Source organism: Sorangium sp. So ce327 (genome assembly GCF_051530205.1).
GTDB classification, from domain to species: Bacteria; Myxococcota_A; Polyangia; order Polyangiales; family Polyangiaceae; genus Sorangium; species Sorangium cellulosum_B.
The window spans coordinates 2,382,146-2,405,911 of the sequence record NZ_CP150330.1 but is presented as its reverse complement, the minus strand read 5'-3'; the positions used below and the strand labels follow the sequence as shown (position 1 = coordinate 2,405,911).

At 73.3% G+C, this 23,766-nt stretch carries 17 protein-coding genes; 8 read left to right on the top strand and 9 right to left on the bottom strand.

The window, feature by feature from the left end; all coding sequences use genetic code 11:
- Nucleotides 1–7: 7 nt before the first annotated feature.
- The gene (locus WME95_RS09055; protein WP_437534149.1) at nucleotides 8–139 is read right to left on the bottom strand and encodes a hypothetical protein; all 132 of its coding nucleotides are present in this window, start codon (nucleotides 137–139) and stop codon (nucleotides 8–10) included.
- 400 nt (nucleotides 140–539) lie between these two features.
- On the opposite strand from WME95_RS09055, the gene WME95_RS09050 reads away from it, so the two are divergent.
- From WME95_RS09050 to WME95_RS09040, 3 genes are all read left to right on the top strand, one after another.
- Nucleotides 540–1,196 (top strand): RNA polymerase sigma factor, encoded by a 657-nt coding sequence (locus tag WME95_RS09050; RefSeq protein WP_437908017.1) that lies wholly within the window; start codon nucleotides 540–542, stop codon nucleotides 1,194–1,196.
- The gene (locus WME95_RS09045; protein WP_437908016.1) at nucleotides 1,193–1,891 is read left to right on the top strand and encodes a zf-HC2 domain-containing protein; all 699 of its coding nucleotides are present in this window, start codon (nucleotides 1,193–1,195) and stop codon (nucleotides 1,889–1,891) included. Before WME95_RS09050 ends, WME95_RS09045 begins: the two co-directional genes overlap by 4 nt.
- An 89-nt stretch (nucleotides 1,892–1,980) precedes the next feature.
- The gene (locus WME95_RS09040) at nucleotides 1,981–2,829 is read left to right on the top strand and encodes a DsbA family protein (protein WP_437908015.1); all 849 of its coding nucleotides are present in this window, start codon (nucleotides 1,981–1,983) and stop codon (nucleotides 2,827–2,829) included.
- Nucleotides 2,830–2,933: 104 nt separating this feature from the next.
- On the opposite strand, the gene WME95_RS09035 is transcribed toward WME95_RS09040, so the two are convergent.
- The 3 genes from WME95_RS09035 to WME95_RS09025 form a co-directional block, all read right to left on the bottom strand.
- Nucleotides 2,934–3,983, bottom strand: coding sequence for an MBL fold metallo-hydrolase (locus WME95_RS09035; protein ID WP_437908014.1), 1,050 nt, complete (start codon nucleotides 3,981–3,983; stop codon nucleotides 2,934–2,936).
- Nucleotides 3,984–4,217: 234 nt separating this feature from the next.
- Nucleotides 4,218–7,880 (bottom strand): serine/threonine-protein kinase, encoded by a 3,663-nt coding sequence (locus WME95_RS09030; protein WP_437908013.1) that lies wholly within the window; start codon nucleotides 7,878–7,880, stop codon nucleotides 4,218–4,220.
- Nucleotides 7,881–7,968: 88 nt separating this feature from the next.
- The gene (locus tag WME95_RS09025) at nucleotides 7,969–9,063 is read right to left on the bottom strand and encodes a hypothetical protein (protein ID WP_437908012.1); all 1,095 of its coding nucleotides are present in this window, start codon (nucleotides 9,061–9,063) and stop codon (nucleotides 7,969–7,971) included.
- Nucleotides 9,064–9,289: 226 nt separating this feature from the next.
- Between WME95_RS09025 and WME95_RS09020 the strand changes: the two genes are divergently transcribed.
- On the top strand, nucleotides 9,290–10,207 hold the full coding sequence (locus tag WME95_RS09020; RefSeq protein WP_437908011.1) for a hypothetical protein: 918 nt from the start codon (nucleotides 9,290–9,292) through the stop codon (nucleotides 10,205–10,207).
- A 19-nt stretch (nucleotides 10,208–10,226) separates the two neighbouring features.
- Here the strand turns inward: WME95_RS09020 and WME95_RS09015 are convergent, their stop codons facing one another.
- Nucleotides 10,227–11,063: a GNAT family N-acetyltransferase gene (locus WME95_RS09015; RefSeq protein WP_437908010.1), complete on the bottom strand. Its 837-nt coding sequence runs from the start codon at nucleotides 11,061–11,063 to the stop codon at nucleotides 10,227–10,229.
- Between the two features lie 374 nt (nucleotides 11,064–11,437).
- Here WME95_RS09015 and WME95_RS09010 point away from each other — a divergent pair, with 374 nt between their 5' ends.
- Nucleotides 11,438–11,713: a hypothetical protein gene (locus WME95_RS09010; protein ID WP_437908009.1), complete on the top strand. Its 276-nt coding sequence runs from the start codon at nucleotides 11,438–11,440 to the stop codon at nucleotides 11,711–11,713.
- A 157-nt stretch (nucleotides 11,714–11,870) separates the two neighbouring features.
- Here WME95_RS09010 and WME95_RS09005 read toward each other — a convergent pair whose 3' ends face one another.
- On the bottom strand, nucleotides 11,871–15,344 hold the full coding sequence (locus WME95_RS09005) for a nitric oxide synthase oxygenase (protein WP_437908007.1): 3,474 nt from the start codon (nucleotides 15,342–15,344) through the stop codon (nucleotides 11,871–11,873).
- Between the two features lie 644 nt (nucleotides 15,345–15,988).
- Between WME95_RS09005 and WME95_RS09000 the strand changes: the two genes are divergently transcribed.
- Nucleotides 15,989–16,834, top strand: coding sequence for a DUF5995 family protein (locus WME95_RS09000; RefSeq protein ID WP_437908006.1), 846 nt, complete (start codon nucleotides 15,989–15,991; stop codon nucleotides 16,832–16,834).
- Here the strand turns inward: WME95_RS09000 and rlmN are convergent.
- Entirely contained in the window at nucleotides 16,812–18,014 is a 1,203-nt protein-coding gene (gene rlmN / locus WME95_RS08995; protein WP_437908005.1) for a 23S rRNA (adenine(2503)-C(2))-methyltransferase RlmN, read from the bottom strand. The two genes, WME95_RS09000 and rlmN, sit on opposite strands and share 23 nt — an antisense overlap.
- A gap of 736 nt (nucleotides 18,015–18,750) precedes the next feature.
- Here rlmN and WME95_RS08990 point away from each other — a divergent pair.
- Both WME95_RS08990 and WME95_RS08985 read left to right on the top strand, forming a co-directional pair.
- Nucleotides 18,751–20,415, top strand: a complete 1,665-nt coding sequence (locus WME95_RS08990) for a hypothetical protein (protein WP_437908004.1) — start codon at nucleotides 18,751–18,753, stop codon at nucleotides 20,413–20,415.
- Entirely contained in the window at nucleotides 20,416–21,402 is a 987-nt protein-coding gene (locus WME95_RS08985) for a hypothetical protein (RefSeq protein ID WP_437908003.1), read from the top strand. It abuts the gene before it with no gap.
- A gap of 51 nt (nucleotides 21,403–21,453) precedes the next feature.
- Here WME95_RS08985 and WME95_RS08980 read toward each other — a convergent pair whose 3' ends face one another.
- On the bottom strand, nucleotides 21,454–22,284 hold the full coding sequence (locus WME95_RS08980; RefSeq protein WP_437908002.1) for an alpha/beta hydrolase: 831 nt from the start codon (nucleotides 22,282–22,284) through the stop codon (nucleotides 21,454–21,456).
- 172 nt (nucleotides 22,285–22,456) lie between these two features.
- A complete protein-coding gene (locus WME95_RS08975) occupies nucleotides 22,457–23,545 on the bottom strand; it encodes a CAP domain-containing protein (protein WP_437908001.1) in 1,089 nt (362 codons plus the stop codon).
- Nucleotides 23,546–23,766 lie beyond the last annotated feature (221 nt).

Here is a 23,766-nt window from a genome sequence, read left to right as displayed (position 1 = left end):
GCGCCTCCTACGGCTTCCGGTGGCGCCGGCGCGGCCGCTGGAGGGCTCGGGGGAGCACGGCGGTCCCGAGGCCGATGAAGACGAGGAAGTGCTGGAAGAAGCGGGCGAGGTTCAGCGGGTCGGGCGGCTCGATCGGCATGACCGGGAGGCTACCAGCGCCGGCCCGTGGACGTCGTCCGGTTTCTTGGCCCGGCGGGGCGATCTGTGGCGCGCGCGTGCGCGCGAGGAGCCCGTGCAGGGTCAAGAGGAAAGGCGCGCCCGAGCGACGACCTTCGCTGCGCGAGCGCCTCGAGGTCGCTGCAGGACGAGCAGCGCGTGGGAGGCTACCAGGGCTTCCGGCCGGTGGATGTCGATTTCGTGAGAGAAGATCCGTGGCATCCGTAAGTAGCATCGGCGCGTCACGCGGCGAGGCGGAGTGCTCGCGCCCTGGCAGACGCTGCGTGCCAGCAGGAGATTCCAGCTCCGGCGGACGCTCACCGCCAGACCGCAGCCGGGGAGGCTTCCGATTTTTTCTGTAACTCCGGGGCGGGTCCGGCCACATGGGGCTCGTGGCATCGCTCTCGGAGGTCTGGATGGCGGCCCCGGCGCTCGCGGTCCAGGAGGGGGAGGATCCGGTGAGCACGCCGGTGGAGGGGGCGGAGCCCGCCGCGCGGAGGCGCGCGCTCGAGGCGCTGTACGCGGCGCACGCGCGGGCCATCCACCGCTTCCTCTGCGATCTGCTCGGGGACACGGCGGCGGCGGCCGACGCGACGCAGGAGACGTTCGTGCGGGCCATGCGCCGGCTGCACACGCTGGAGACGCCAGAGCGGCCCGCGCCGTGGCTGTTCGGCATCGCCCGGCACGTGTCGCTGGAGCACCGGAGGGCGCGGCGGCGGCGGCGGCAGGTGCTCGACGACGGGCCGCTCGACGCCTGGGAGGAGCGCCCGGCCGCGTGCGCGGCGCGGGCGCCGGGGGCGCCGCGCACGCCGGAGGACGAGCTGATGGGGCGCGAGGCGCTCACGGTGCTGGCCGGGGCGCTGGATCAGCTCGGCGAGGACCGGCGCGCGGCGCTCTTGCTCCGGCTGGATCACGGCCTCAGCTACGAGGAGATCGCGCGGCTCATGGAGTGGAGCCTGCCCAAGGTGAAGGTGGAGATCCACCGCGCGCGGCAGGAGCTGCGCGCGGAGCTCGTGCGGTACGACGGAGGTGGGCGATGAGCGGGTGCCGTCCCGAGGCGGTGGAGGCCTACGCGCTCGGCGAGCTTTCGGCGGCGGAGGCGGCCGAGGTGGAGGCGCACCTCGCCGGCTGCAGCGCGTGCGCCGAGGAGCTCGCGTGGGTGCGCCGCGAGCAGGCGCTGTTCGCGGCCCGCGCGGCGGAGATCCCGGAGCCGCCGCCCTTCGAATCCGTCCTGATGCGCATGCTCGACGAGGGGCGCGAGGCCCGCGCCGAGGAGGCCGCGCCCGCGCGCGCGGCCGCGCCGGCGGTCGACCACGCAGCAGCCCCGGCGCCAGCGCGCCGGCGCGCGGCGGGGCCCTCGGGGAGGCGGGACAGCCGAGCGCACGCCATGGGCGCGCCGAGCCCCCTGAAGAGGTGGCTCCCGCGCGCCGCGGCCGCCGTCGCGCTGGCGCTCGGGGCCGCGCTGCTCGGGCTGCCGCGCGACGCCGCGACGCCGCTCGCGCCGGAGTCGCGCGCGGCCGCGCCGAGCATCGCCCCGAGCGCGCCGCCTGCCCCGCCGGAGATCGTCTTCGAGGAAGAGCACGGCGCGGCCTGCGGGGAGGTCTGCGATGACACGCCCGGGGGGCACGACGTCGATCCGTCCGAGCGCCCGCGCGGTGACAGCCCGAGCGCCGGGCAGGCCTGCGACGACGAAATGGCGTGCGCTGATATGTCGTGTGTAACTCCCGAGCCGTAGCGGCCACAGGGGGAGTGAGGCCCGACGAAACGGCGACGCCACCATGGCGACGCGAATGCCGCGCGCCGCGGGCCGAGGAGGAACAGACCATGCGCCCTTCGACCCGCTCCCCGCTCGCCTGCCCTCTCCGCGCTGCCGCCACAGCCCTCGCCCTCGTGCTCACCGCCGCGTGCAGCAATGCGCCGGACGGCACGGCCCCGATCGAGGAGGTCGCGCCGCCGGCCGCCGCGCCCCGCGCCGCGGCCCAGAAGCCCGCGACTGCAAATGCGGCGGCCCAGAAGCCCGCGACGGCAAATGCGGCGGAGGTGCCCGCGATCCACGGGCCCGGGGGGGCCTGCAATCCCGAGCCGGGCGGCGACTGCGGCTCGTGCGACGGGGCCGGAGATCACGGGCCGGAGCACAGGATCGGCGAGGAGGTCGAGCAGGTCGACATCCGCAATGCGCCGACCCGCGGCCCGGCCAATGCGCCGGTGACGCTGGTGGTCTTCTCCGATTTCCAGTGCCCGTTCTCCAGCAAGTTCGCGGGCGTGCTCGACCAGGTCGAGCACGAGTACCCCGGCAAGCTCCGCCTCACCTTCAAGCACCGTCCCCTGCCCATCCACAAGCAGGCGCGCGTCGCGGCGCGGGCGTCCCTGGCGGCGCACGCGCAGGGCAGGTTCTGGGAGTACCAGGCGGCGCTGTTCGACAAGGCGCAGGGCGCGCTCGACGAGGCGGGCCTGGAGGAGCGCGCGGCGGATCTCGGGCTGGACGTGGCGCGGTTCGCGCGGGACATGGAGTCCCCCGCGCTGGAGGCCCAGGTGGCCGCCGACTTCGAGGAGGGCGACCGGCTCGCGATCAGAGGCACTCCGACGCTGTTCGTGAATGGCCGCCGCGTCATGGGGGCGCAGCCCATCGGCGTGCTGCGCGCCGCCATCGACCGCGCCCTGGCGGGGAAGTAACTTTTCAGGACCAGTCGCTGGAAGCTGCCGAATGCTTGCAACGAGGCCACAGCGGCGCGCGTGAGCAGCGAGCCGGAGACCAAGCGTTCAAAGATGCACTCCGTCTAATTCGGCCCTGCGATGCCGAACAGAAAGCTCTCGCCATTCTCTGCCGCGACAAAGTTCGCCTCCGGCACGCGCGCTCTCCGCAGCGCCATCATCAGCTCCCCCGCGGGCTGGAACCTACCCTCGTCGGAGAGATCGAATGTCCCCCAGTGGATGCCGACCGAGCGCTCCGCGCGGAGCGCCTGGTGGGCGCGCACGGCGTCGGCCGGATCCAGGTGGACGTTCTGCATGAACCAGCGCGGCCGGTAGGCGCCGATCGGAAGGAGCGCGACCGTGGGGGCGCCGAGTCTTCGCCTGATCTCGGCGAAGTGCGGGGCGAACGCGGTGTCGCCCGCGAAGAACACCGACCCGGACGGGCCCTTCAGCACGAAGCCGCCCCAGAGCACGACATTTCGGTCGCCGAGGCCACGCTGCGACCCGTGGCGCGCCGGCGTCATGGTCACGGTCACGCCGCTCTCGCCCACGGGCGCCGATTGCCACCAGTCGAGGTCCTCGCCGCCGCCGACGTCGTGCGCTGCGAGCATGGCCGCAGAGCCGAGGCCGGCGAAGACGGGCATGCCGAACCGCTCCTCGAGCGCGTCCAACGTCGCGACGTCGCAATGGTCGTAGTGCGAGTGGCTGAGCACCACGGCGTCGATCCTCGGAAGATCGTCGAAGCGGACCCCAGGGGCGGCCTGGCGCGATTGGCCGACGAACGAGGCGGGGCCGACGCGCTCCGACCAGACCGGATCGGTGAGGACCGAGATGCCGTCCATCTGCACGAGGACCGTCGCATGGTTGACGAAGGTGACACGGATGCCCTCGTCGACCCGGGCGGGCGGCTGGGTGGGCACGACCGGGGGCGCCTCACACCAGCGAACCTCCTCGCTCGAGGACATCCAGCGGAAGACGTCCCCCACGCCTGGCTGCGACACCCTGGGATCGTTGTGGAACTCGTGACCGTCGAAATGCCCCGTTCGCGGACCGCTATAGCCCGGCGCCCCGAAGCAGCCGGTGAGCGCCGCGGTGACGCAAAGCGCGACGGTTGAAGCAAGCCGGCACATCCCCATGGCGTCAGCGACCTCCTCGACACTCGTGTTCGCGACGGATCATCCTGCGCTCCTTCATGAGCAGCCGCGCTCGGTTCGCCTCCAGGAGCGCGGATCGCCTCGGCAACAGGCAGTTTTCACTCGATGCCCGCCATGGCCGCGCTCTCGCGCCACAGCCGATCCTGTGCTTCCCGGTCTCGCGCCAGCTCGAGCGACCTGGGCGCGATCCGCTGGATGGGCGGATTGTGCAAAGCGCTAGATCACCCCCTCGTCGAGCCACGCCGCCATCTCCGGCAGCAGGCCCCGCAGGAGGCCGATGACGCGCGGGCTCGACGCGCGCACCTCCCCGACGAGCCGCCGGCGCTCCGCCTCGATCTTGCCGAGCTGCGCGCGGCGCAGCGCCGCCCACAGGCGCGCGCCGGCGGCGATGCTGTCGTCGCCGTGCTCCTCGGCCACGCGCCGGGCCTCCACCGCGTCCTCGAGGGCCTCCCCCACCCGCTCCAGCTCCCAGTGAATCTCGGCGCGCCGGAGCAGCGTCAGCGCGTGGTATCGGTCCCCCCGCGCCCGCTGGAGCTGCTCGGCCTGATCTGCGCTCTCCAGCGCGGCGGCGGGCCGGCCCGCCCGCGTGAGCGCCGCCGCCAGGAGCGAGAGCGCCGCCGCGCGGAGCGCGGGGTCGCCGTCCTGCGCCGCGAGCTCCGCGGTCCGCCGCGCGACCTCCGCCGCCTCGGCGGCGCGCCCCTCGCGCATCAGGAAGGCCGAGAGGTTCTGCAGGAGCAGCCGGAGCTGGCCCCGCATCCCCTGCTGCTCGGCCTCGGCGACGAGCCTGCGCAGCCGGTCGATCGCCACGCCGGTCCGCCCGAGCTCGGCCTCGAGCACCGCGAGATCGCCGCCGATGTGGACCCTGTGCCACGCCGAGGCCAGCGGCGCCGCGATGGCGAGCGCGCGCTGGAGATCGCGCTCCAGCAGCTCGTGATCGCGGCGGTTCTGCGCGTAGTTCAGCTCGCACCGGAGCACGCGGGCCGCGAGCTCGGCCGCGGGTCCCGCGCCCGCCGCGAGCTCCACCGCCTCGCCCGCGAGCTCCATCGCGCGATCCCCGGCGGCCACCCCGGCGAGCGCCATCCGCGCCTCGCAGCGGAGCGCGGCCTCGCCGAGCGCGTCCGCGTCGGCGAGCAGCCCCGGATCGTCGGCCCCCGCCTCGCTGAGCCCGCGCGCCACCTCGAGCCGGTGGATGCGCCGGCGCACGTCGAGCGGCCCGCCGCGCGCCACGACGGCGTGCTCCGAGAGGCGCGCGAGCCGCCGGCTCGCCTCCTCGAGCTTCCGCCCCTGGATGAGCGCCCGGACCGCGTCGATCTCGAGGCCGGCGCGCGCCTCGGGATCCGCCGCGAGCGCGGCCAGCCGATCCGCGAACGCCGCCGCCTCCTCGAAGAGCCCCGCGGCGGCCGCCTCGGCCATCGCGCGGCCGAGCCAGCGGCGCGCCTCGGCCACCGCGCCGAGCCGCTCGTAGCCCGCGCCGAGCAGCCCCGCGTCCACGCGCCCCTGCGCGCCCTCCGCGAGCGCGTCGAGCAGCGCCCGGTGCAGCCGCTGGAACCACGGCCGCCGCTGCGTCAGGTGGAGCGCCGCCTGCCGCAGCATCTCCTGCGGGAAGCTGTACTCCTGCGCGTCGCCGGAGGCCGTCAGGACGCCCGACCCGCCGAGCGCCTCGAGCGCCGCCTCGGCGCGCTCGTCGTCCCCCACGACGCGCAGGAGCACGTCGACGCCGAGCCCGCCGCCGCAGAGCGCCACCGCGGCGAGGGTCCGCAGGGCGCTGCGCTCGGCGGCGCTGTCGTCGGCGAACGAGGCCACCCGGGCCTCGAGCAGATCGGCCACGCCGGGGACCTCTCCCCGCAGGGCCCGGTCGTCGGCGGCGCAGAGGGTCCCGTCGCGGAGCGCCAGGGCGCCGCTCTCGTGCCACGCCATGATCGCGTGCACGATGTAGAAGGGCACGCCTCCGGACGTCGCGACCACGGCCCGCTCCAGCGCGGGCGCGAGCGGGGCGAACGGGGCAACGAGCGCCGCGGCCCCGCCCTGCGTGGCCTCTGGATGCAGGCCGCGGCCCACCGCCTGCGCGAGCTCGGCGGCGGCCTCAGGGTCGAGCGGCGCGAGGCCGAGGTAGGTCACCCCGGGACACACCCGCGCCCGCACCTCGCCCAGCAGGGCGCGCAGGGGCGCCGGCCGGCTCGGCTCGCTGCGCGCGGCCGCCACCACGAGCAGCCGGCCCTGCGCCTCCGCGGCGGCGCGCCGCAGGAGCAGCTTGATCAGCTCCAGCGTCGCCGCGTCGGCCCACTGCAGATCGTCGACGAGGAGCAGCAGCGGCTCGCGGGCGCTCGCGCGCAGCAGCGCGTCCTCGATGGACTCGACCGTGTGCGCGACCTCGTCCGCGGAGGGGAGCAGCGCCGGAGACAGCGCCCGCTCCAGCGCCGCGGGGAGCGCGCGGAGCTCGGGGAGGTCGCTCTCGCCGAGCTCCTCGGCGGCGCGGCGCAGCGGGTAGAACGGGCTCCGTCGCTCGGGCAGGCACCGGAGCCGGACGACGTGGCGCAGATCCCATCCGGTGCGCTCGACCGCGGCGTCGAGGAGCCGGCTGCGCCCGATCCCCTGGTGGCCGCCCACCACGATCCCGCGCACGCGGCCCTCCTGCGCGGCCTGCGCAGCGCGCGCGATCGCGTCGAGCTCGGCTCGCCGCCCGAGGAGCGGTGGCCGGCCGTCAGGAGGCGGCCGCGCGGGGCGGTCCTCGGGCGGCGGCCGCGCGGGGCGATCCTCCGGCGAGGGCCGCGCGGAGCGGTCGGACCCGCGAAGTGGCGGCCGCGACCCTTCCTTGCTCCCTGGCGGGGCATGCTCGGGATCGAGCGCGGCGAGGATGCGATCGAGCTCGCGCGCGACCTGATCGGCGTGCCGGGGACGGCTCTGAGGATCCAGAGCGACCAGCGTCGCTGTAAGGCCAGAGAGGAGGCCGGTCGCCGTCGTCGGATCGGGCACGAGCGCCTCGAGCGGGGGAGCCGGTCGCCGCGGCACGAGGAGCCAGTGCGCGGGCTCCCCGCTGCGCTGCTCGAGCTCGGCGGGGAGGCTGCCGGTCCTCAGGCGGAAGATCAGGACGCCGAGCGCGTAGAGATCGCTGGCGGGCGTGGCGGACTGGCCGACGGCACACTCTGGAGCGATGTAGCCGGGTGTGCCCGCGAGCACGGAGCCCAGCTCCCGGACGGGGCCGGCGACCGCGGGCACGCTCAACGTCATGGTCGCGCCCGCAGGCTCCTCGGCCAGCACCGTGCCGGAGTATCCGTCGACCGCCACGGTGGGCGGCGGCCCGGCGGGGGCGGCGAGCCCCCGATCGACCCAGCTCCGCGCGTTTCCCCCGGAGATCCCGAAATCGATCAGCTTGTAGACGCCCGACCCGCGGACGACGTTGGCGGGCTTGACGTCCCGATGGACGAGCCCGGCGGCGTGCACCGCGGAGAGCGCCCAGGCGACGGCGGACGCCGCTTCGAGGACGGCGCGCTCGGGGAGGCGGCCTGCCTCGCGAGAGAGCGCATCGAGGCTCGTGCCGGCCACATACTCCATCACCAGGCCGACAACGCCGAGGGCGTCGTCGCGCTGGAACGAATAGAACCGCACGACGTTCGGGTGCTCGACCCGGCAGAGCGCCTGCGCCTCGTCGAGAATCGTGTCTCGCCACGCGGCCGTCGCGTCGGGGGAGCCCGCGAGCTGCTCGGGTACGAAGAAGAGCTTGATGGCGACGTCGCGGAGCTTCCTGCCTTCGTAGATCTCCTCGGCGAGCCAGACCGGCGCGAACCCGCCGCTGCCGAGCTGCCGGACGAGCCGGAAGGGACCGAGGCGGGCGCCCTGCCCGAGCGGGGTTCCGGTGGGATTCGGCGACGAGCTGGGCATCCGCCGCCGAGCATATCCTAGCCACCGCGGCGCTCCCGCAGGAACCGGTCGTACATGCTCTCCCTCGTCCGCTCGTGCGCGGGCGCCGTCAGGGCACGATCTCGCGGACGCTGCCCTTCTTGTACAGGAGCCCGTCGGAGCCCACCCCGTCGCTCCGGAAATAGACGCTGATGTTGGGCTTGCCGGTCTCCGAGCCCTCCCGGGACGGCTCCCGCGTGAGCTTCATTGCGGGATCGATGCCCGGCCGACAGGGCTCGCCTCCCACACCGAAGTCGGTCCCCTTGTCGACGTGCTCGTGGATCTTCACCCAGGTGCCTCCGCTCGCGCCGTCGGTCTCGTCGATCCAGAGCTCCTGCTTCACATCGCCGTTCGGCAGGTCGTAGACGAGCTGCTTGTACCCGATCCATACCTGCTCCGGCATGCCGCCTTCCCAGTACGTCTTGCCGAGGATGGCCGAGGAGGCGGGGTGATTCGTCTCCTTCTCGAAATCGATCTTGCCGTCGTAGCGCATGCGGGCGGCGATCCCGCGCGTGTCGCATTTGTTGACGTCCTCGTCGCCGATCGTGCCGTGGTTGGTGCGCGTCATGGCGACGAGGCCGCCATAAGGTGTCCCGTCGTCGGCGGCCCGCAGGAAATACATCGTCACCTCGACGTCGCCCCACGGGTCGGCGAGCGCAGGGTCGTGCACGTACATCCGTGGGACGCGGCCGCTGATCTTGAGAATGCCCTGGCCGTCGGTGTCATAGGACGCATCGCCGTGGTCGGCGTCGAACCAGGCGTCGGCCGGATCGATCCCCGAAAACGTGCGCGCGACGCCGTTGTCCCAGGTCGAGAACCACGCTTTGCCCGAAGGCAGCGTGGGCCGCAGCATCGCTATCCCGAACCTGTCGAGCTGCCCCTCCTCCCCTCCCCCGGCGCCGACCGAGCTGGACGCCTCTGCGCTGCTGGAGGCGGACGACACCTCCGCGCCGCCGCCGGGGCCGTTGCCACCGAGGCCGTTGCCACCGAGGCCGTTGCCGCCAGGGCCGTTGCCGCCGAGACCGTTGCCGCCCACCCCACCGCCGCCGGATTGGCTTCCTGACGCAGGGACGTGTTCGTCCGCGCAACCGACGCTGCTCAAGCCGACGGCAGCCGACGTGACGGACATCGCGACCGTGAAGAAGACCCGCACGCCCTCCTGCATAACATGCTCTCAGCGCATCCGCGAGGCCATTGACGGCGAGATCCCGGCTGCAACGTACCTGCCAGGTACTTACGGAGACAGCTCGGTTTTAGTTCGAGGATTGCACCTTTCATCGTGCTTCAAGCGGCGGCATTGCGGTGGTCGTGCTCGGAGGGTGATCCGTGAGGTTGCCGCCTGCACGTGACGTTGGCTGCAGCGCTCCCTGTCTGCTACCTCCCGCAACACCATGGGTCAGCCGGACCTGTTCGCGAAGCGGACGTTTGCCGAAGAGACAGAGCGGGTCACGGCCGGTGCGGTAATGTGGCGGGATCCACCCGAGATCAGGCTGGAGAAGGTGCAGGCCGACGGGCTGCTCGTGATTCACCGCCCCGGCATCCTTGCGCATCTGCCGGCTCCGTGGCCGGCCGCTCAGATGTACGAAGAGATCGTGGTGGAGCTGAAGCTCGCGGGGGACCATCTGGACATGAGCGCGGTGGAGCGGGCCCTGCTTCGCCGGCAGGCCAGGCAGGTGCAACGGGTCGAGGAGAGCGCGCCGTCCTGGCCGGGCGAGACGCCGCTCTGGTTGGCGGCGCCGCACGTTCCGGAGTGGCTGAGGCAGGCGCGCCATCCGGTTCGCTTCGCTCCTGGCTGCTACGCGGTGGAGCCGCTGGGGCGTTGCTTCGTGTGGGTGGCGGCGAACGAGCTCCCGCTGCGCGACGAGCTGGTGCCGTTCCTTGTCGCCCGTTCGGGGCAGCCGCTCGACGAGTTCGCCCGCTGGGTGGCGCCGCGCCGGCCGCTTGAATGGGTGCTGTCCATGCTACAGTACCTGCCCATGTCGACGACGGCCCGTGAGGAGCTCCTGTGGCGGTTCGCCAGGACCGGCGATCCCGAGATCGACGCGCGCCAGGACCGCATCCTGGAAGTCCTGCTCACGGCCAATCCCAAGATGAAGCAGCGTCTGGTCGACGAAGGCCGCCTCGAGGGTCGCCTCGAGGGTCGCCTCGACGAGGCGCGCGCGGCCCTGCGCCGCGTGCTCGCGCACCGGCAGCTCGCGCTCACCCCGGAGGATGCGGCGCGCATCGAGGCGTGCACCGACCTCGCGACCTTGGAGAGGTGGCTCGGTCAGGCGCTCGCGGCGTCCAGCGCAGAGCAGGCCCTGCGCTGAGCGCCGCCGCGGGCGCTCCTCAGCACCGGAACGGCCGCGGCAGCATCAGCGGCCCTTCCGGAAAGGGCCCGCGCACCATCAGCCGCACCGCCCCCGCGCCGCCCACGGCGTCGTCCCCGTCCACGAAGACGTGCGGCTCCGCCGTCCCCACCATGCCGAGCGCATCCGGGCACGCGAAGAGCTCCACGCGCCGCACCGGCGCCGGCAGCCGGCGGAGGATCTCGTCGAGCGGCGGCAGCTCCTGGGCCACGACATCGTAAAGGCACAGGACGTCGCCGGCGATCTCCAGGGAGACGATGGCATCGAGATCCTCGGCATAGAACAGCGGCCGATCCAGCTCGTTGACCACGAACACCGCGGCCGGACCGGTGACCCCCAGCCTCGGCGAGGCAGGCGCGCGGCGCGACGCGAGCCGCTGGAAGATCGCGCGATCCTCCTCGTCGGCGAGCCGGAAAGGCCGCATCGGCCGCCGATCCAGCCGCGGCCCGGCCCCGGCGACCACCTTGTGCTCGTCGACGACCCGGAAGCCGAACGGCTCGTAGAGCTCCGGCTGCGCCGTGCAGAGCAGCGCCGCCGGATACCGCTCGTCACAGAACGCGAGCGCAGCCCGCATGGCGGACGCATAGTGCCCCCGCCGGCGGTGCGCCGGGGGCGTGCAGACCGCGTGGATGCAGCCCACGTCCGTCGGCCTCCCGTCCAGCACCATGGCGAGGCACAGCACGCTGACCTGGCTCACGGGCGCGCCCTCGGCCGAGGCGACGAACGGCGTGGTCACGTCCTCCCAGGCGGCGCCGAGCGCGCGCGCCCGATCGATGACCTGCGCCAGGCCGGGGAACACCGTGTCCATGAGCGCCATGAGCTGCGAGCGGAGGCCAGGCTCTGACCAGGATCTGCGCGATGTCGTCATTCCCTGCCCCGTCTATCCATCTCCACATATCACATCCCTGCGCGATGGACGCGCCGCCCACACGCCAGAGCACGAACAGGCCGACGCGCCCTGGAAGATGCAGAGAGTTCGCTCCACGGAGACACGGAGAACCACGGCTTCAAGAGCGCAGAAGACCAGCGCTCCGGCCTCCACTCCTCTCCGCGCCTGCCGTGTCTCTGCGGCTCGATGGCCCACGCTCCGGCTCAAGGCCCCGGTTCCAGCAGGATTGCGCCTCTGGAGCGCCCGCCCCAGGACATCGTCAACTGCACCGCTCTGCGGAGCGGTGCGCCAAGGGGAGAACCATGAAGAATACGCTCGGCGCGCTGATCCTCGGCGCGCTCTCGCTGTCCGCCGTGCTGTCCAGCAGCGATGTGGCGCAAGCCCAGGACAGGGGTCGTCCGCCGCGCGGCTCCTACCTCCAGACGTGCAGGAACGTCCGGACGGAGCGAGGCACGCTGTTCGCCCGCTGCGAGGATCGGAGGGGCAACTTCCACGATACACGGATGGTGGACTGGAGGAGGTGCAGAGGAGACATCGAGAACGACAACGGCCGGCTCCGCTGCTCCGGTCGCCGCTGACGCGCGCCGCGGCCGCGCAGGGCGCCCTCCGCGAGGTGGGCTCCCTCAGCGACGAGGAAGCGGGGCCCCCGCCGGGCTCCCCCCTTCCTCGACGGCCACGAGGTACGGCGGGTACCAGACCAGGTCCCGGCGTCCGCTCGTGGATGCGCCTTCGGCGCTACCCCTTCCGCTCCTTCCACGGATCGTCCTGATACAGGTAGTTCGGCTTCAGGATCTTGTTCTCCATGTTGGTGTGGAACACCGCCATGGTCGACGCCGACATCGGCGGGACGATCCACGTCCAGTCCGCATACACCGGGCGCTCGCACTGCCGCTCCTGCTGCTCGAACTTCTTGAAGTACTCCGAGAGCGTGTGGTGGTCCATCATCCGCACCTTGGCCTGCCGGAACGAGTGCAGCACCGCGACGTTCAGCTCGACCAGCGCGGCGTCCTGCCACAGCGTGTCGCTGCGCGTCCGGTCCAGCCCGAGGCGATCCGCGATGAGCGGCAGCTGGTCGTACCGCGTCACGTCGCTCAGGTTGCGCGCGCCGATCTCGGTGCCCATGTAAAAGCCGTTGAACGGCGCCGCCGTGTACTGGATCCCGCCGAGATCGAGGGCCAGGTTGGAGACCGCCGGCAGCGCGTGCCACTTCAGCCCGAGCTCGGCGAACCACGCATACCTCGGGTGCTCGATCGGCACCTCGAGCACCTTCTCCCGCGGCAGCTCGAACCACTTCGGCCGGCCGTCGCCGATCTGGATGATCAGCGGCAGCAGATCGAAGCGCGTCCGCTCCCCGCCCGGCCAGCCCAGCGCGAGCGCCTGGTCCGTCAGCTCCACGTTGCCCGGATCGCCGAGGACGCCGCCCTCCGGGAGCCGGTAGCCCGCATAGCGCACCAGCTGGCCGTTCCAGATGCGGATCCGCGGCTCACCCGGCCTGAACACCGTCATGGTCGCCCGGACGTCGCCCCCGTTGGTCGCCAGATCGAGGTGCTCCACCAGCGCCTGGAAGATCTCCTCCTCCGTCTTCAGGTGGCGAAGGTCGCGCACGTGGAGCGTCGACCAGAAGAAGCGCCCGATGCAGCGCGAGCTGTTGCGCCACGCGAGCCGGGCGCCATAGGCGAGCTCGTCGGGCAGGTGCGTGTACGTCCCGTGCTTCTCCAGGCTCGCCCGCACCTCCTGCCAGCGCTCGTCCGCCGCCGAGGGCACCCCGAGCTCCGCGTAGCACTGGCGCAGGAACGCCTCGGCCTCGGTCGGCACCGCCTCGGGCGCGGTGGGGGTCACGTGAAACGACCCGTGCTCGACCGGACACACGCCGCCAGCCGCCGGCGCCGCCCGCGCCGCGCCGGCGCGCCGGAGCGGCGTCGGGCGGACCTCGCCGGCGGTGTCGACGTTCGAGCTGAACAGCTCCCGCTGGATGGCGTCCGGCGGCCAGCCCACCGCGCGCAGGTGCTCCTGCGCGTCGCGCATGAAGGCATCGGGACCACACACGAGCGCCCGCGATCCCGGCCGGTAAGGATACAGCTCGGCCACCTGCTCCCTGGACAGCCGCCCCTCCGCCTTCGTCGCGCGCAAGCGGAACGCGACGCCGGGCGTACGGCCGGCGATCGCGCGCAGATCCTCCTCGAAATAGGCGAAATCCGCGGCGCGCGACGCCGACCAGTCGAGGAGGAAGGCCCGCGCGTCGGGGCGGCCGGCCCTGCCGTCGAGCGCCCGCAGCATCGCCATCGCGGGCGTGACGCCGATGCCGCCCGCGAGGAACACCACCCGCTCCACGGGCGGCGCCGGAAGGACGAAGCTGCCCTTCGGCGCCGACGCGCGCAGCAGCGAGGCCGCGGCGCGCTCGCACAGCCACCGCGAGAACACCCCGAGCTCCTCGCGCTTCACCGTGATCTCGTAGTCGCCGCCGGGGCGCGCCGGCGCCGAGAGCGTGTACGCGCGCGCCACCCAGCGCCGATCGAGGTAGCCCTGCACGAGCACGTGCTGCCCGGGCACCGACGCCGCCGGCGCGCCGCCGACCGGCGAGAGCGTGATCTGGAAGATCCCGGGGGAGAGCTCCCGCGCGGCCTTCACCTCGGCCTGCTGGAGGCTCGATCCGCCGAACATCTCGGCGACCGCCGGGGCGCAGCCGCCGCAGATCTGGCCCGCCCGCGTCCGCTCCGACAGCTCGGCGGGCGTCGCGCACCCGGCCTCGATGAGGCTCGTGATCTGCCCGCGCTTGACCCCGGCGCAGTTGCACACGATCTCGTTCGGCTCGAACAGCGCCGCGGGTTGATCGATCTTCAGCTCGCCGAGCTCCCGGAACGTCGTGAGCTGCCAGCCGGGCAGCGGGCCGCGCGCCATGAGCAGCCGCATCGCCGAGGGGAGGTCGTTCCATTCCCCCTCGACGTGCAGCCCCGTGAGCTGCCCGCTCGACAGGAGCAGCGCGCGGCGCTTGTCGCGATCCCCGCACGGCACCCACCGGAGGCTCTCCGTGGGCGCGTCGAGCCACCGCGCCGAGACGCCGCTCCCGTCGAGCGCGCGCGAGAGCGACAGGACGCGGCCGGCGCCGTCCACGATCTTCGAGATCGCGGCCTCCTTGCCCGCCAGCGCGCCCATCGCGGCGCCGCTCTCGACGACCCCCTCGCGCCGGGAGAGCAGCCCCTGCCCGGGCAGCAGATGGACGTTGACGAAATCGAGCGCGTGCCGCTCGGCCCAGGCGTCGACGCTCGCGGGCGGCAGCTCGAGCCAGGCCTCGTCGGACCCGCGGACGTCCGCGGGGATCCCCTCCCTGGCCAGGCTCGCCCAGCCCTCGATCAGCGCCTCGGCCGCCGCCTTCCGCAGGCCCGCCTGGACGAGCGCCGCCACGGCGTGATCGGCCGGCGTGTCCACGTACCGGAGCTCGAACGAGTCCTCGCGCAGCAGCTGCTGGACCAGGTTGTCGAGCCGCCCCCGCAGCCCGGCGGTGAACTCCTCGAAGTCGACGGTCCCGTCCCCGGTCGTGTCCGCGGCCAGGAGCAGCGCCTTCGCCTCGTCGGCCCCCATCCCGAGGCCGGTGAGGTACGGCAGGAGCTCATCCTCGCTGAGCTTGCGGTTGTGGTCGCGATCGATCTCCTCGAACCGGCGCCAGGCGAAGCGCTCGCTCGTCAGGCCGGCGCGGAGGCCGCGCGAGAGCGCGGCCGCCACCTCGGCGCCGGAGCACGCGGCGGGGCCGCAGACGACGGGCGCCGGCGCGCCGGGCTGCTCGAGCGCGCGGATCGCCCTGCGGGCCACGTCCGCGGGCGCCACCCAGGGCAACGCGCCGCCGCCCAGCGGCAGCGGCAGCGTGCGACGGAGCCGGATGTCCTCGCGCCACAGGTTGAGCGCGCTCAGCAGCGGTCCGTGCCAGACCGTGGTCACCGACTGGCCGGAGGCGCGCACGGACGCCTCAGCGTCGCGGATCTGCTGCCCCACCCGGCTCGAGGGAGGGAAGTAGGGCGCCACCCAGAGGAGGTGCGACGCGCCCACCTCCCTCGCCGACGCGAGGAAGGTCCGCGCGGCCACGAGCGGATAGGCGAGATCCGCGGTGCCCATCACGAGCGCGATGGCCGGCTTTGCGGGCTCGATCGGCAGCGACTGGAGGAAGGAGGAGAGGTCGTTTCTGGGCTCGGAACAGACGATCTTGAGGAAGCTCATGGTGCTCGACAGGGGCAGCCGCGGAGGAGCGCAACCGCCGTCGCGGCCGCCAGGCGGGCAACGATGGCTGATGGCTGATGGCTGATGGCTGCGCGCAGGCGCGGAGCGCTCCGCGCCAGGATACGGCGCATCACCCGGCTGGCCGAAACCCGAAAACGCCCGCGCGCTCCAGCACACACCACCGCACCGAGGTCACCAAGGTGTGTGCGGCGTCGGGGGATCCCTTGTTTTGCCTGGAGGAGATCCGTCTGCGCGTAACAATCTGCCTCATGGGGCACTTTGGTGCGCCGGCCTGCGCTGTCACCGCGTCCGGACACGACGCTGACGGGTCCGCCGCTCGACGTTCCCGCCGCTGGTAGCCGCGTGGCGCCACCGAGACCTCACCCGCTCGCCCCAGACCGGCGGGCGAGCGCGCTCCGCTGTATTCGCCGGAAATCCGACATGAAGGGAGACCAGGCGAACGAGCATGCAGGCGCCGATCGCGCGCTCGAGCTCCGCGCTGCGTGCGCTCGTACATCCTGTGGCTGTGTACGACTGCGGACCGGACATACGGGCACGATCCTTGAATTCGCTCGCTCAGCGCAGCCATGAAGACCCTTACTTCGGATCAACCCCTGGCGATGAGGAGCAAGCAGACGCGGTCATTGGCTGCGTCCCGTCCCGCGGCGTCCACCGCGCGTCATCCCGTCCTGCAGGGCGTGACGATGACGCCGGCGAACGTCTCCGAGGCGCTGATCGCGCTGGAGACGGTCGCCGCGCGGCTGCGCGAGAGGAACGACCCGCGGGCCGTTTTCCCCGACGTCTACGCCGTGATCACGCGCCGCGTGAAAGAGGCGATCGATGGCTCGGACAGCCGGTTCCTCGAGCCGGCGTGGATCTCGCGCCTGGCGGGGATCTTCTGCGAGTACTACCTGACGGCCCTCGCGGCGTCGCTGGACGGGCGGTCGACGGGCGTCGAGGCGTGGGACGTCGCGTTCCAGTGCGCCAGCGCGGGCGGGGCGGCGGCGGCGGTGCACGGGCTGCTCGGCATCAACGCGCACATCAACTACGACCTGGCCCTCGGGCTCTACCGGAACATCGTCCAGCACGGCGCGGCGCAGGACGCCCGGCTTCTCGACCGCTACCGTCACGACCACGACCTTGTGAATGAAATTCTCGCGGCGGCGATGCCGGAGATCTTCGCGATCCTGCGCGTTCGTTATGGCTGCCCGCTCGCCCGGATCGCGACCTTCAGCGGGGACGTGGAGCGCGCCGTCTCGAGCGTCGTGATGTACCTGCTGAAGTGCTGGCGCGACCGGGTCTGGACCGACCTGCTCTCCATGCTCGCGACGCTCGGGCACACCGGCGAGACGGGCAAGCGCGCGGTGCTCGCCCGGATGAACCAGCGTTCGGGGAAGATCGCCCGCACGTTCGCGGCGGGCCACGGGGCGCTCCGCGTCGGGGCCCCGCTCGCCCGCGGCGCCGCCCTCACGCTGGCTCTGGCTGCCTGACGCGGGCCATCCCCGCGAGCTGACCGCAGGCGCCGCCCACGTCGCGCCCCCGCGGCCGTCGCACAAGCGTCGTCACGCCGTGGCCGGACAGCCGCGCCACGAAGGCGTCGAGCCGCGCGGGCGACGGCGGGCGCAGCGCCGGATCCGGGCCGGGGTTGCAGGGGATGACGTTCACCCTGCACCGGAGCCCGGCGACGTAGGCCGCGAGCAGATCCGCGTCCTCCGGGGCGTCGTTGACTTGATCGAAGAGCACGTACTCGAAGAGCACGCGCCGCCCCTGCGGCAACGCCCGCGCGATCGCCTCCTTCAGCGCCGCCATCGAGAAGCGCGCGTTCACGGGCATGATCGCCTGCCTGCGGGCGTCGTCCGGGGCGTTGAGGCTGACGGCGAGCTCCGCCCGCGCCTCGCGGAAGAACGGCTCGATCTTGTCCGCCACCCCGACGGTGCTGACGGTGACGTGCGACGGCGCGAACCGGAAGGCCCGCGGGTCGGTGAGCAGCCGGATGGCCTTCAGCACCTCGCCGAGGTTATCGAACGGCTCGCCCATCCCCATGAAGACGAGGTTCCTGAGGGGCGCGCCGCCGCGCTCGGCCGCGAGCGCCCGGGCGATCCGGACCTGATCGACGATCTCGCCGGCGGCGAGCTGGCGCTCGAGCCCGAGGCGCCCCGTCTCGCAGAACGAGCAGGCCCGGGCGCAGCCGACCTGGCTCGAGACGCAGAGCGTGGTGCGGGCGGGCCCGGGGATGAGCACCGACTCGATGAGCGCGCCGTCGTGCGCGCGCAGGACGAGCCGGAGCGTGTCGTCCGGCGCCGGCGCCCGCTCGGCGATCTCGAGCGACGGCGCCGGATCGAGCGCGAGCAGCGCCTCGTGCGCCCAGGCCCCCACGCCCAGGGCGGCGAGCGCGCGCGCGTCCCAGGCCGGCGCAGGCGCCGGCGCGCCCGGCTCGGCGCCGAAGGCGTGGCGCACCACCTTGCCGGCGACCGAGCGCGCCGCCGACGCCGTGCCGCCGGCCCGGCGGAGCAGCTCAGCGAGCGAGGCCGCGTCGTGGTCGGCGAGCCGCGCGCGCCAGCGTGGGACACGCGCGCTCTTCCGGATCAGCGGGCGCCCTGCGACCTGCGCCGGCGGGTCGCCGGCGCGCAGGGGCGACGCCATCTCTTCGGGGATCTCCGGAACGCGCATGCGCACCCGCTAGCACGCCGGGCGCGGCGCCGCGCGGCCCAGCGACGCCGCGCGCAGCGAGCCGAGCCGGCCGCCTCGCCCGGACGGCCTCCGGATGGACCGCTCGCCGGGCGCTCCGGCCGGCCGAGCCCCGGCGCCCACACGTCCGCCGGATGGACGCTCGCCGGGCGCTCCGGCCGAGCCCCGGCGCCCGCTGCCTCCTCCACCCAGGTCATCGCGAGCTTGTCAATCGCATGTCGATCGCCACGCGAAAGACAAGCGAGAACTCGCCCGGCGCCCCGCATCCGACACGAAACCTGCGCGCCGTCTGGGGCCATCAGGTGGCCAATCTGTGGACAAGCATGTGGACTGTCAAACCGGGCTCGGGAACGTGATTTTTGGGTTGCAGATTGGTTCCGAAGGAGGGAGTTTAGCGCCCGGAAGTTGGGAGGCGCGCCGGGTCACGGAGCGCCAGAAATCGCAGAAAAATCAGTTGCATCGGTGTGGGCGGCGCGTCCATGCCCGGGCTGGCTTCGGCTGGCGCCGGGGCTTGGAGGGGCTGCCGCCCCGCGATCGGCGCAGGACGGGCAGCTCCGCGGAGTTGCCAGGGTCCCACGGGGTTTCCACAACCTGGGAACAACCTGTGGATTATTTGTCCCTCCTGCGCGTGGCGTGTTCCAGGATCGGGTGAGCGGGGTTCCCGTTCCCAAGCTTTTCTGGCGCTCTCGGACACACCGGTGGGCTACGTTGCGCGCCGATGTCCGCACGCAACGGCCCTGTTTCCTGCGCGCCGCGCGCGTCCCTCGCGATCGCGGGGGGCCTCGCCGGGTGGCTCGCTGCGGGCGCCGCGGCCGCGCAGGCTCCGCCGCGGAACGCGCAGGCGGAGGCGGCCCTGAAGGAGGCGATGGGGACCGACTACCTCGAGACGCGGTTCGCCGACGCGGAGCGCAAGCTCCGGGCCGCGCTGGACGCCTGCGGCGAGTCGGGCTGCTCGCCCGCGGTCAAGGCGAGGCTGCTGGTCGCGCTGGGCACCGTGCTCGCTCAGAGCAGAAAGGGGCTGGAGGACGCGCGGGGCGCCTTCGCGGACGCGCTCCGCGTCGATCCCTCGGCGAATCTGGACCCGGATCTGACGACCGCGGAGGTCTCCTCCGCGTTCGAGCAGGCGCGCGCGGCCACCGGCGCCGGGGCGACCGGGGCGCCCGCGGCGGCCGGGACGGGCGGAGCGCCCGCGGCGGCCGGAGCGGCGGAAGCGCAGCTCCAGATCGCGCCGATGCCCGAGCAGCGCGTCCGCACGCCCGTCCCGCTGTATGGCGAGGTCTCCGCCGAGCTGCTGCCCAGCGTGAAGCAGGTGACCGTCTGGTACCTGGCGCCCGGGGAGCGCGAGGTCCGATCTCTCGTCATGAAGAAGCTGCGCGGCCAGGGGTTCGGCATCAACGTGCCCTGCGCCGCGGTGGGAAGGACGGGGAAGCTCCTCTATCACGTCGCGGCCGTCGACGAGGACGGCGCGATCCTCGCGAGCGCGGGCACGCGCGACGCCCCGCTGGTCACGCAGATCAGGGAGAGCATCACCTCGGCGCCGCCCCGCTGGCCCGGCCACGCTCCGCCGGCGGAATGCGCGGCCCCGGAGCAGGAGCGCCCGCGGCAGTGCCTCGACGACCGGCAGTGCGACAGCGGGCTCGCCTGTGTCGGCGGCGCGTGCGTCACGCGAGCCGCAGCGGAGGCTGCGCCGGATGTCCGGAGGAGCTGGGTGGCCCTCACCTTCTCACCCGACGTCGCGCTGCTCTCCGGCCGGGACGTGTGCACCGTCGCGTCGCAGCGCAGCGACCATTTCGTGTGCCTGCGCGGCGATGGGACCCGGTACGACGGCACGCCGACGCCGGACGTCGCGAACGACGTGAACCTCGGCTTCGCGCTCGCGACGTTGCGGGTGACGATCGCCTACGATCGGCTGGTCCTCGACAACCTCACGGTCGGCGGCCGCGTCGGCTTCGCGGCCGGCGGCACGACGGAGGGCGGCGCCTCGTTCCTGCCGCTGCACCTCGAGGCGCGCGCGCAGTACTTCCTGGGCGCGCGGCCCTTCGAGCAGCTCGGCGCGCGCCCGTTCGTGCTCGCCGCGGCCGGGGTCGCGCAGGTCGACACCGAGGTCGACGTGGAGGTCCTCGAGGACGCGACCGCTTGCGGGGCCGACCCGGACACCACGAGCCCTTGCACGAGGCCGGGAGCGAGCGGCAGAGTCGAGGCTCGGCGACAGACGCTCACCGCGACCCGGCAAGCGGGCCAGGGGTTCGCGTCGGTCGGCGCGGGCGTTGCCTATGCGCCGATCGAGGCCCTCTCGCTGAACCTCGCGCTCCGCGCGAGCCTCACCTTTCCTGCCGTGACCACCGTCCTCTCCCCGGAGGTCGGTCTTTCCCTGGGGTTCTGAATGGCTGACACCTCGGATATGCGCCGCGGGGCGACTCCCCCGGGCGCGCTGCGCAACCCGAAGATCGACGCGGCGATCGAGCGCGCCGTGCAGCTCGGCGATCCGGCCGAGCTGCTCGCGCTGCTCGATCGCAGCTCCGGGCTGCCCGCCCGGCGCGGCGGGGTGCGCGCCCCCGGCCCCGACCTCGGGCCGAACGCCCCCTTGCCGCGCGTGAACCTGGATCTCGCGCGGGCGGTCGGCGCGGCGATCGCGGACCGCGGCGCGCCGGCCGAGCGGCTCGTGCGGGCGCTCTGCGCGACCACCGAGGAGTACGCGCTCATCGTGGCGGCGCAGGCGCTCGCGTCGCTCGCGGTGCAGGGCGCGGCGCCGGCGGGCGGAGCTGGGCAGGCGCCGCGCGCGGGCGGCGCGCGCCGCGGGAAGGGCGGGCTCGATCCGCTCGAGGCGCTCGAGGAGCTCGCCGAGGACCCGCGGCGCGTCGTGCGCGACGGGGTGGTGGCGGCGCTCCGCGCGGTCATCGCGGCGCGCGGCGACGCGGTGGTCGGCGAGCTCTCGTCCTGGACCGACGGCTACCTGCAGGCGTACGTCGCGCTCGAGGCGCTCGCCGAGCGCACGCTGCTCGCCAGGCTCTCGGCGGGCGCGGTGGTGGTCGAGCGCCTCGAGGAGGCGTTCGTGCTGTCGGATCGCTCCCCGCGCGCGGACGAGCGGCTGCAGGGCCTGCGCGTCCTCCGGCAGGGGATGCCCGCGCAGATCGCGGCCCTCGCCGGCCGCTTCCCCGAGGTCGTGCGCTGGCTCGAGGAGAAGACCCGGGCGGAGCGCCCCGAGTCGCGCGACGTCGTGGCGGACGCGATCGCCGCGCTCCGGAAGACGTCGTTCTCGGATGCGGAGGTCGACCGCCTGTCGGCGGCGCTCGGCGCGACCGCCCCGATACCGCGCTACGCGGCGCGCATCGTCCAGGGGACGCGCAAGCGGAGCAAGGGGCGGCGGTAGGGGACGGTCGGGCCTGGGCCGCCGGCGCGACGAGCGCCGAAACGCAGGAGATCACGCGGCCTGCTGCGACCCCTCCGGCGCTCCGGCGCCGCCCTGCTGCTCCCTGGCGGCCCCGGTGAACAGGAACTGCAACGCCCCCGGGGCGCGCCGGCGCCACGCGTCCTCGGAGTGGGTCCCGTCCTCGTCCAGGCAGAACAGCAGGTTGTCCTCCCTGTAGCCCTGCTGGCGAAGTTGCTCCACCAGCCGCGCGGCGTCGCGCAGCACCGAGCCCCCGTCCTCCTGAGCGCCGGCGTCGACGTACAGCCTCGAGCTCGCGGGGACGGCCAGAGACGCGAGGACGTCGAAGATCTTGCGCTCGGCGAACCAGAGCGATGGCGACATGCAGAGCGCGGCCCCGAACACCTCGGGGCAACGCCGATGAGCGTAGAGCGCCGCGAGGCCCCCCATGGATGAGCCGCCGATCGCCGTGCTCTCCGGGTCGCGCCTCACCGCGAAGCGCTCCTGTACGGCCGGCACGATCTCGGAGGTGAGCCAGCCCAGAACATCGTCGAGCTTCCCTTCGCTTCCGTCGCCCGGGAACGGCGACAGCTCCGTCAACCGCTCGGGCCCGCCGTGATCGAGCCCCACCAGGACCGGCGCTTCGAGACCTCGATTGGCGAGATCGTGGACGGCCTCGTGAAGGTGCCACCCTCCGCTGTAGGAGGGGTCGTCGTGAAAGACGTTCTGCCCATCGAACAGGAAGAGCACAGGCGATGGCCGCCCCTCACGCGCCCCCTCGTCGGGCAGGTAGACACGCACGTTGCGCTCCCCGTGGAAGCCGGGAATTCGGTATGGACCGAGAAGATAGATGACATGTGTTTTCGCGGAGGTCTGCTGTTCCACCGTCCCGGTCTGAAGCAATCACCGGGCCGCCACTCGGCCGCTGCTCTCCTGCTGCAGAGCGCGGCGCGGCCCGGGCCATCTCGGCTCCCGGGTCGCGCCGCTCCGCCATGGCAGAACGCCTCACGCGTGGCAGGCTGCTGCGAGCAGGCGGCCGCCGCCGCGGGTGCCTGGCCTAATTGCAGCTCGCCTCGGAGCTGCCGCCGAACACCGTGGTCCAGTAGGACCCGTACGTCCCGCCTCCGGTCGCCCGCCCGATGCCGATGACCTTGAAGGCGGAGCCGAGCATGTTCTTGTTGTGGCCGTCCGAGTTCTTCCACTGGGTGAACGTCGCCTGCGCTGCCGAGTAGCCAGCGGCGATGTTCTCGGCCATGGCGGTGCCCCCGCAGCCGAGCTCGTAACAGGCGTTGCACATGCGGGTCCAGGGCGACCGGCCGTCGAGGCTCGTGTGCGAGAAATAGTTCTGATCGCGCATGTCCTCGCTGTGCCCCTGTGCAGCGCGGTTCATCGAGGTGCAGGCCGAGAGCGCCCCGAGGCCGTTCTGCGCGCGATACTGGTTGATGATGGTGAGGAACGCCTGCTCCTCGGTGTCGAGCGGAGTCGTGCTGGGCCCGGCGCCGCTGCACATCTGGCATGCGCCGCAGTCGCTCGAGCAGCTCGAGCAGTCTTCGCCCGCGCCGCAAACCCCATTGCCGCAGACCTCACCGCCCGTCGAGCCGCCCGCGCCTCCGGTGCTGCTCGTCGAGCCGCCCGCGCCTCCGGTGCTGCTCGTCGAGCCGCCCGCGCCTCCCTCGCCGCCCGCGCCGCCCGTGCCGCTCGTCGAGCCGCTCGCGCCGCTGCCCGGCGTCGCGGGGCCGCACGCCGCCTGCACGTAGAGCCGCTTCGCGGTCCTCCTGCACGGATCACCGGAGAAGGTCGCGTTGCTCGCCCGCACGGTGCAGCTCGCCTTTCCGAGGCACGCGCGCTCCACGACGGCCTTCGACGTCGGCGCGTTGCACGTGGTAGCCGAGTAGCCGCCGCAGACGCCGCGCGGCCTGCCATAGCTCGCGAACTGGATCGCCGTGATGACCTCGCCGGCAGGACAGGAGAGCTCCACATCCGAGCCCTCCGACGCGGTATCGCAGACCGCCCCCGCGAGCGGCGAGGACTGGTCCTCCGACAGCTCCGCCGACGGCTCCTCGCCGACCTCGGTCGAGGCGAGGCAGCCGACGGCAGAACAGCCAGCGATGAAGGCGAGGACAAGCGTCCTGTGCAAAGCGCTCATATGCATGCTCCTTGGTTCTCTGGGCCCGTCCGAGCTCGGCCCGCCCCTGCGTCGCGGCTCGCGCCAGCACGTACGCCGGGGCACACGACACCTCGACGGGCCACCCCAGTACAGCGTTGTTCAGGGGGCGGAGTAGCGCACAGCGCGATCCCACGCAGCGCAGCGCCTCCCTTCGATTCGCTCACGACACGGTGTCACCTGACCGCTGGCATGTCCAGATA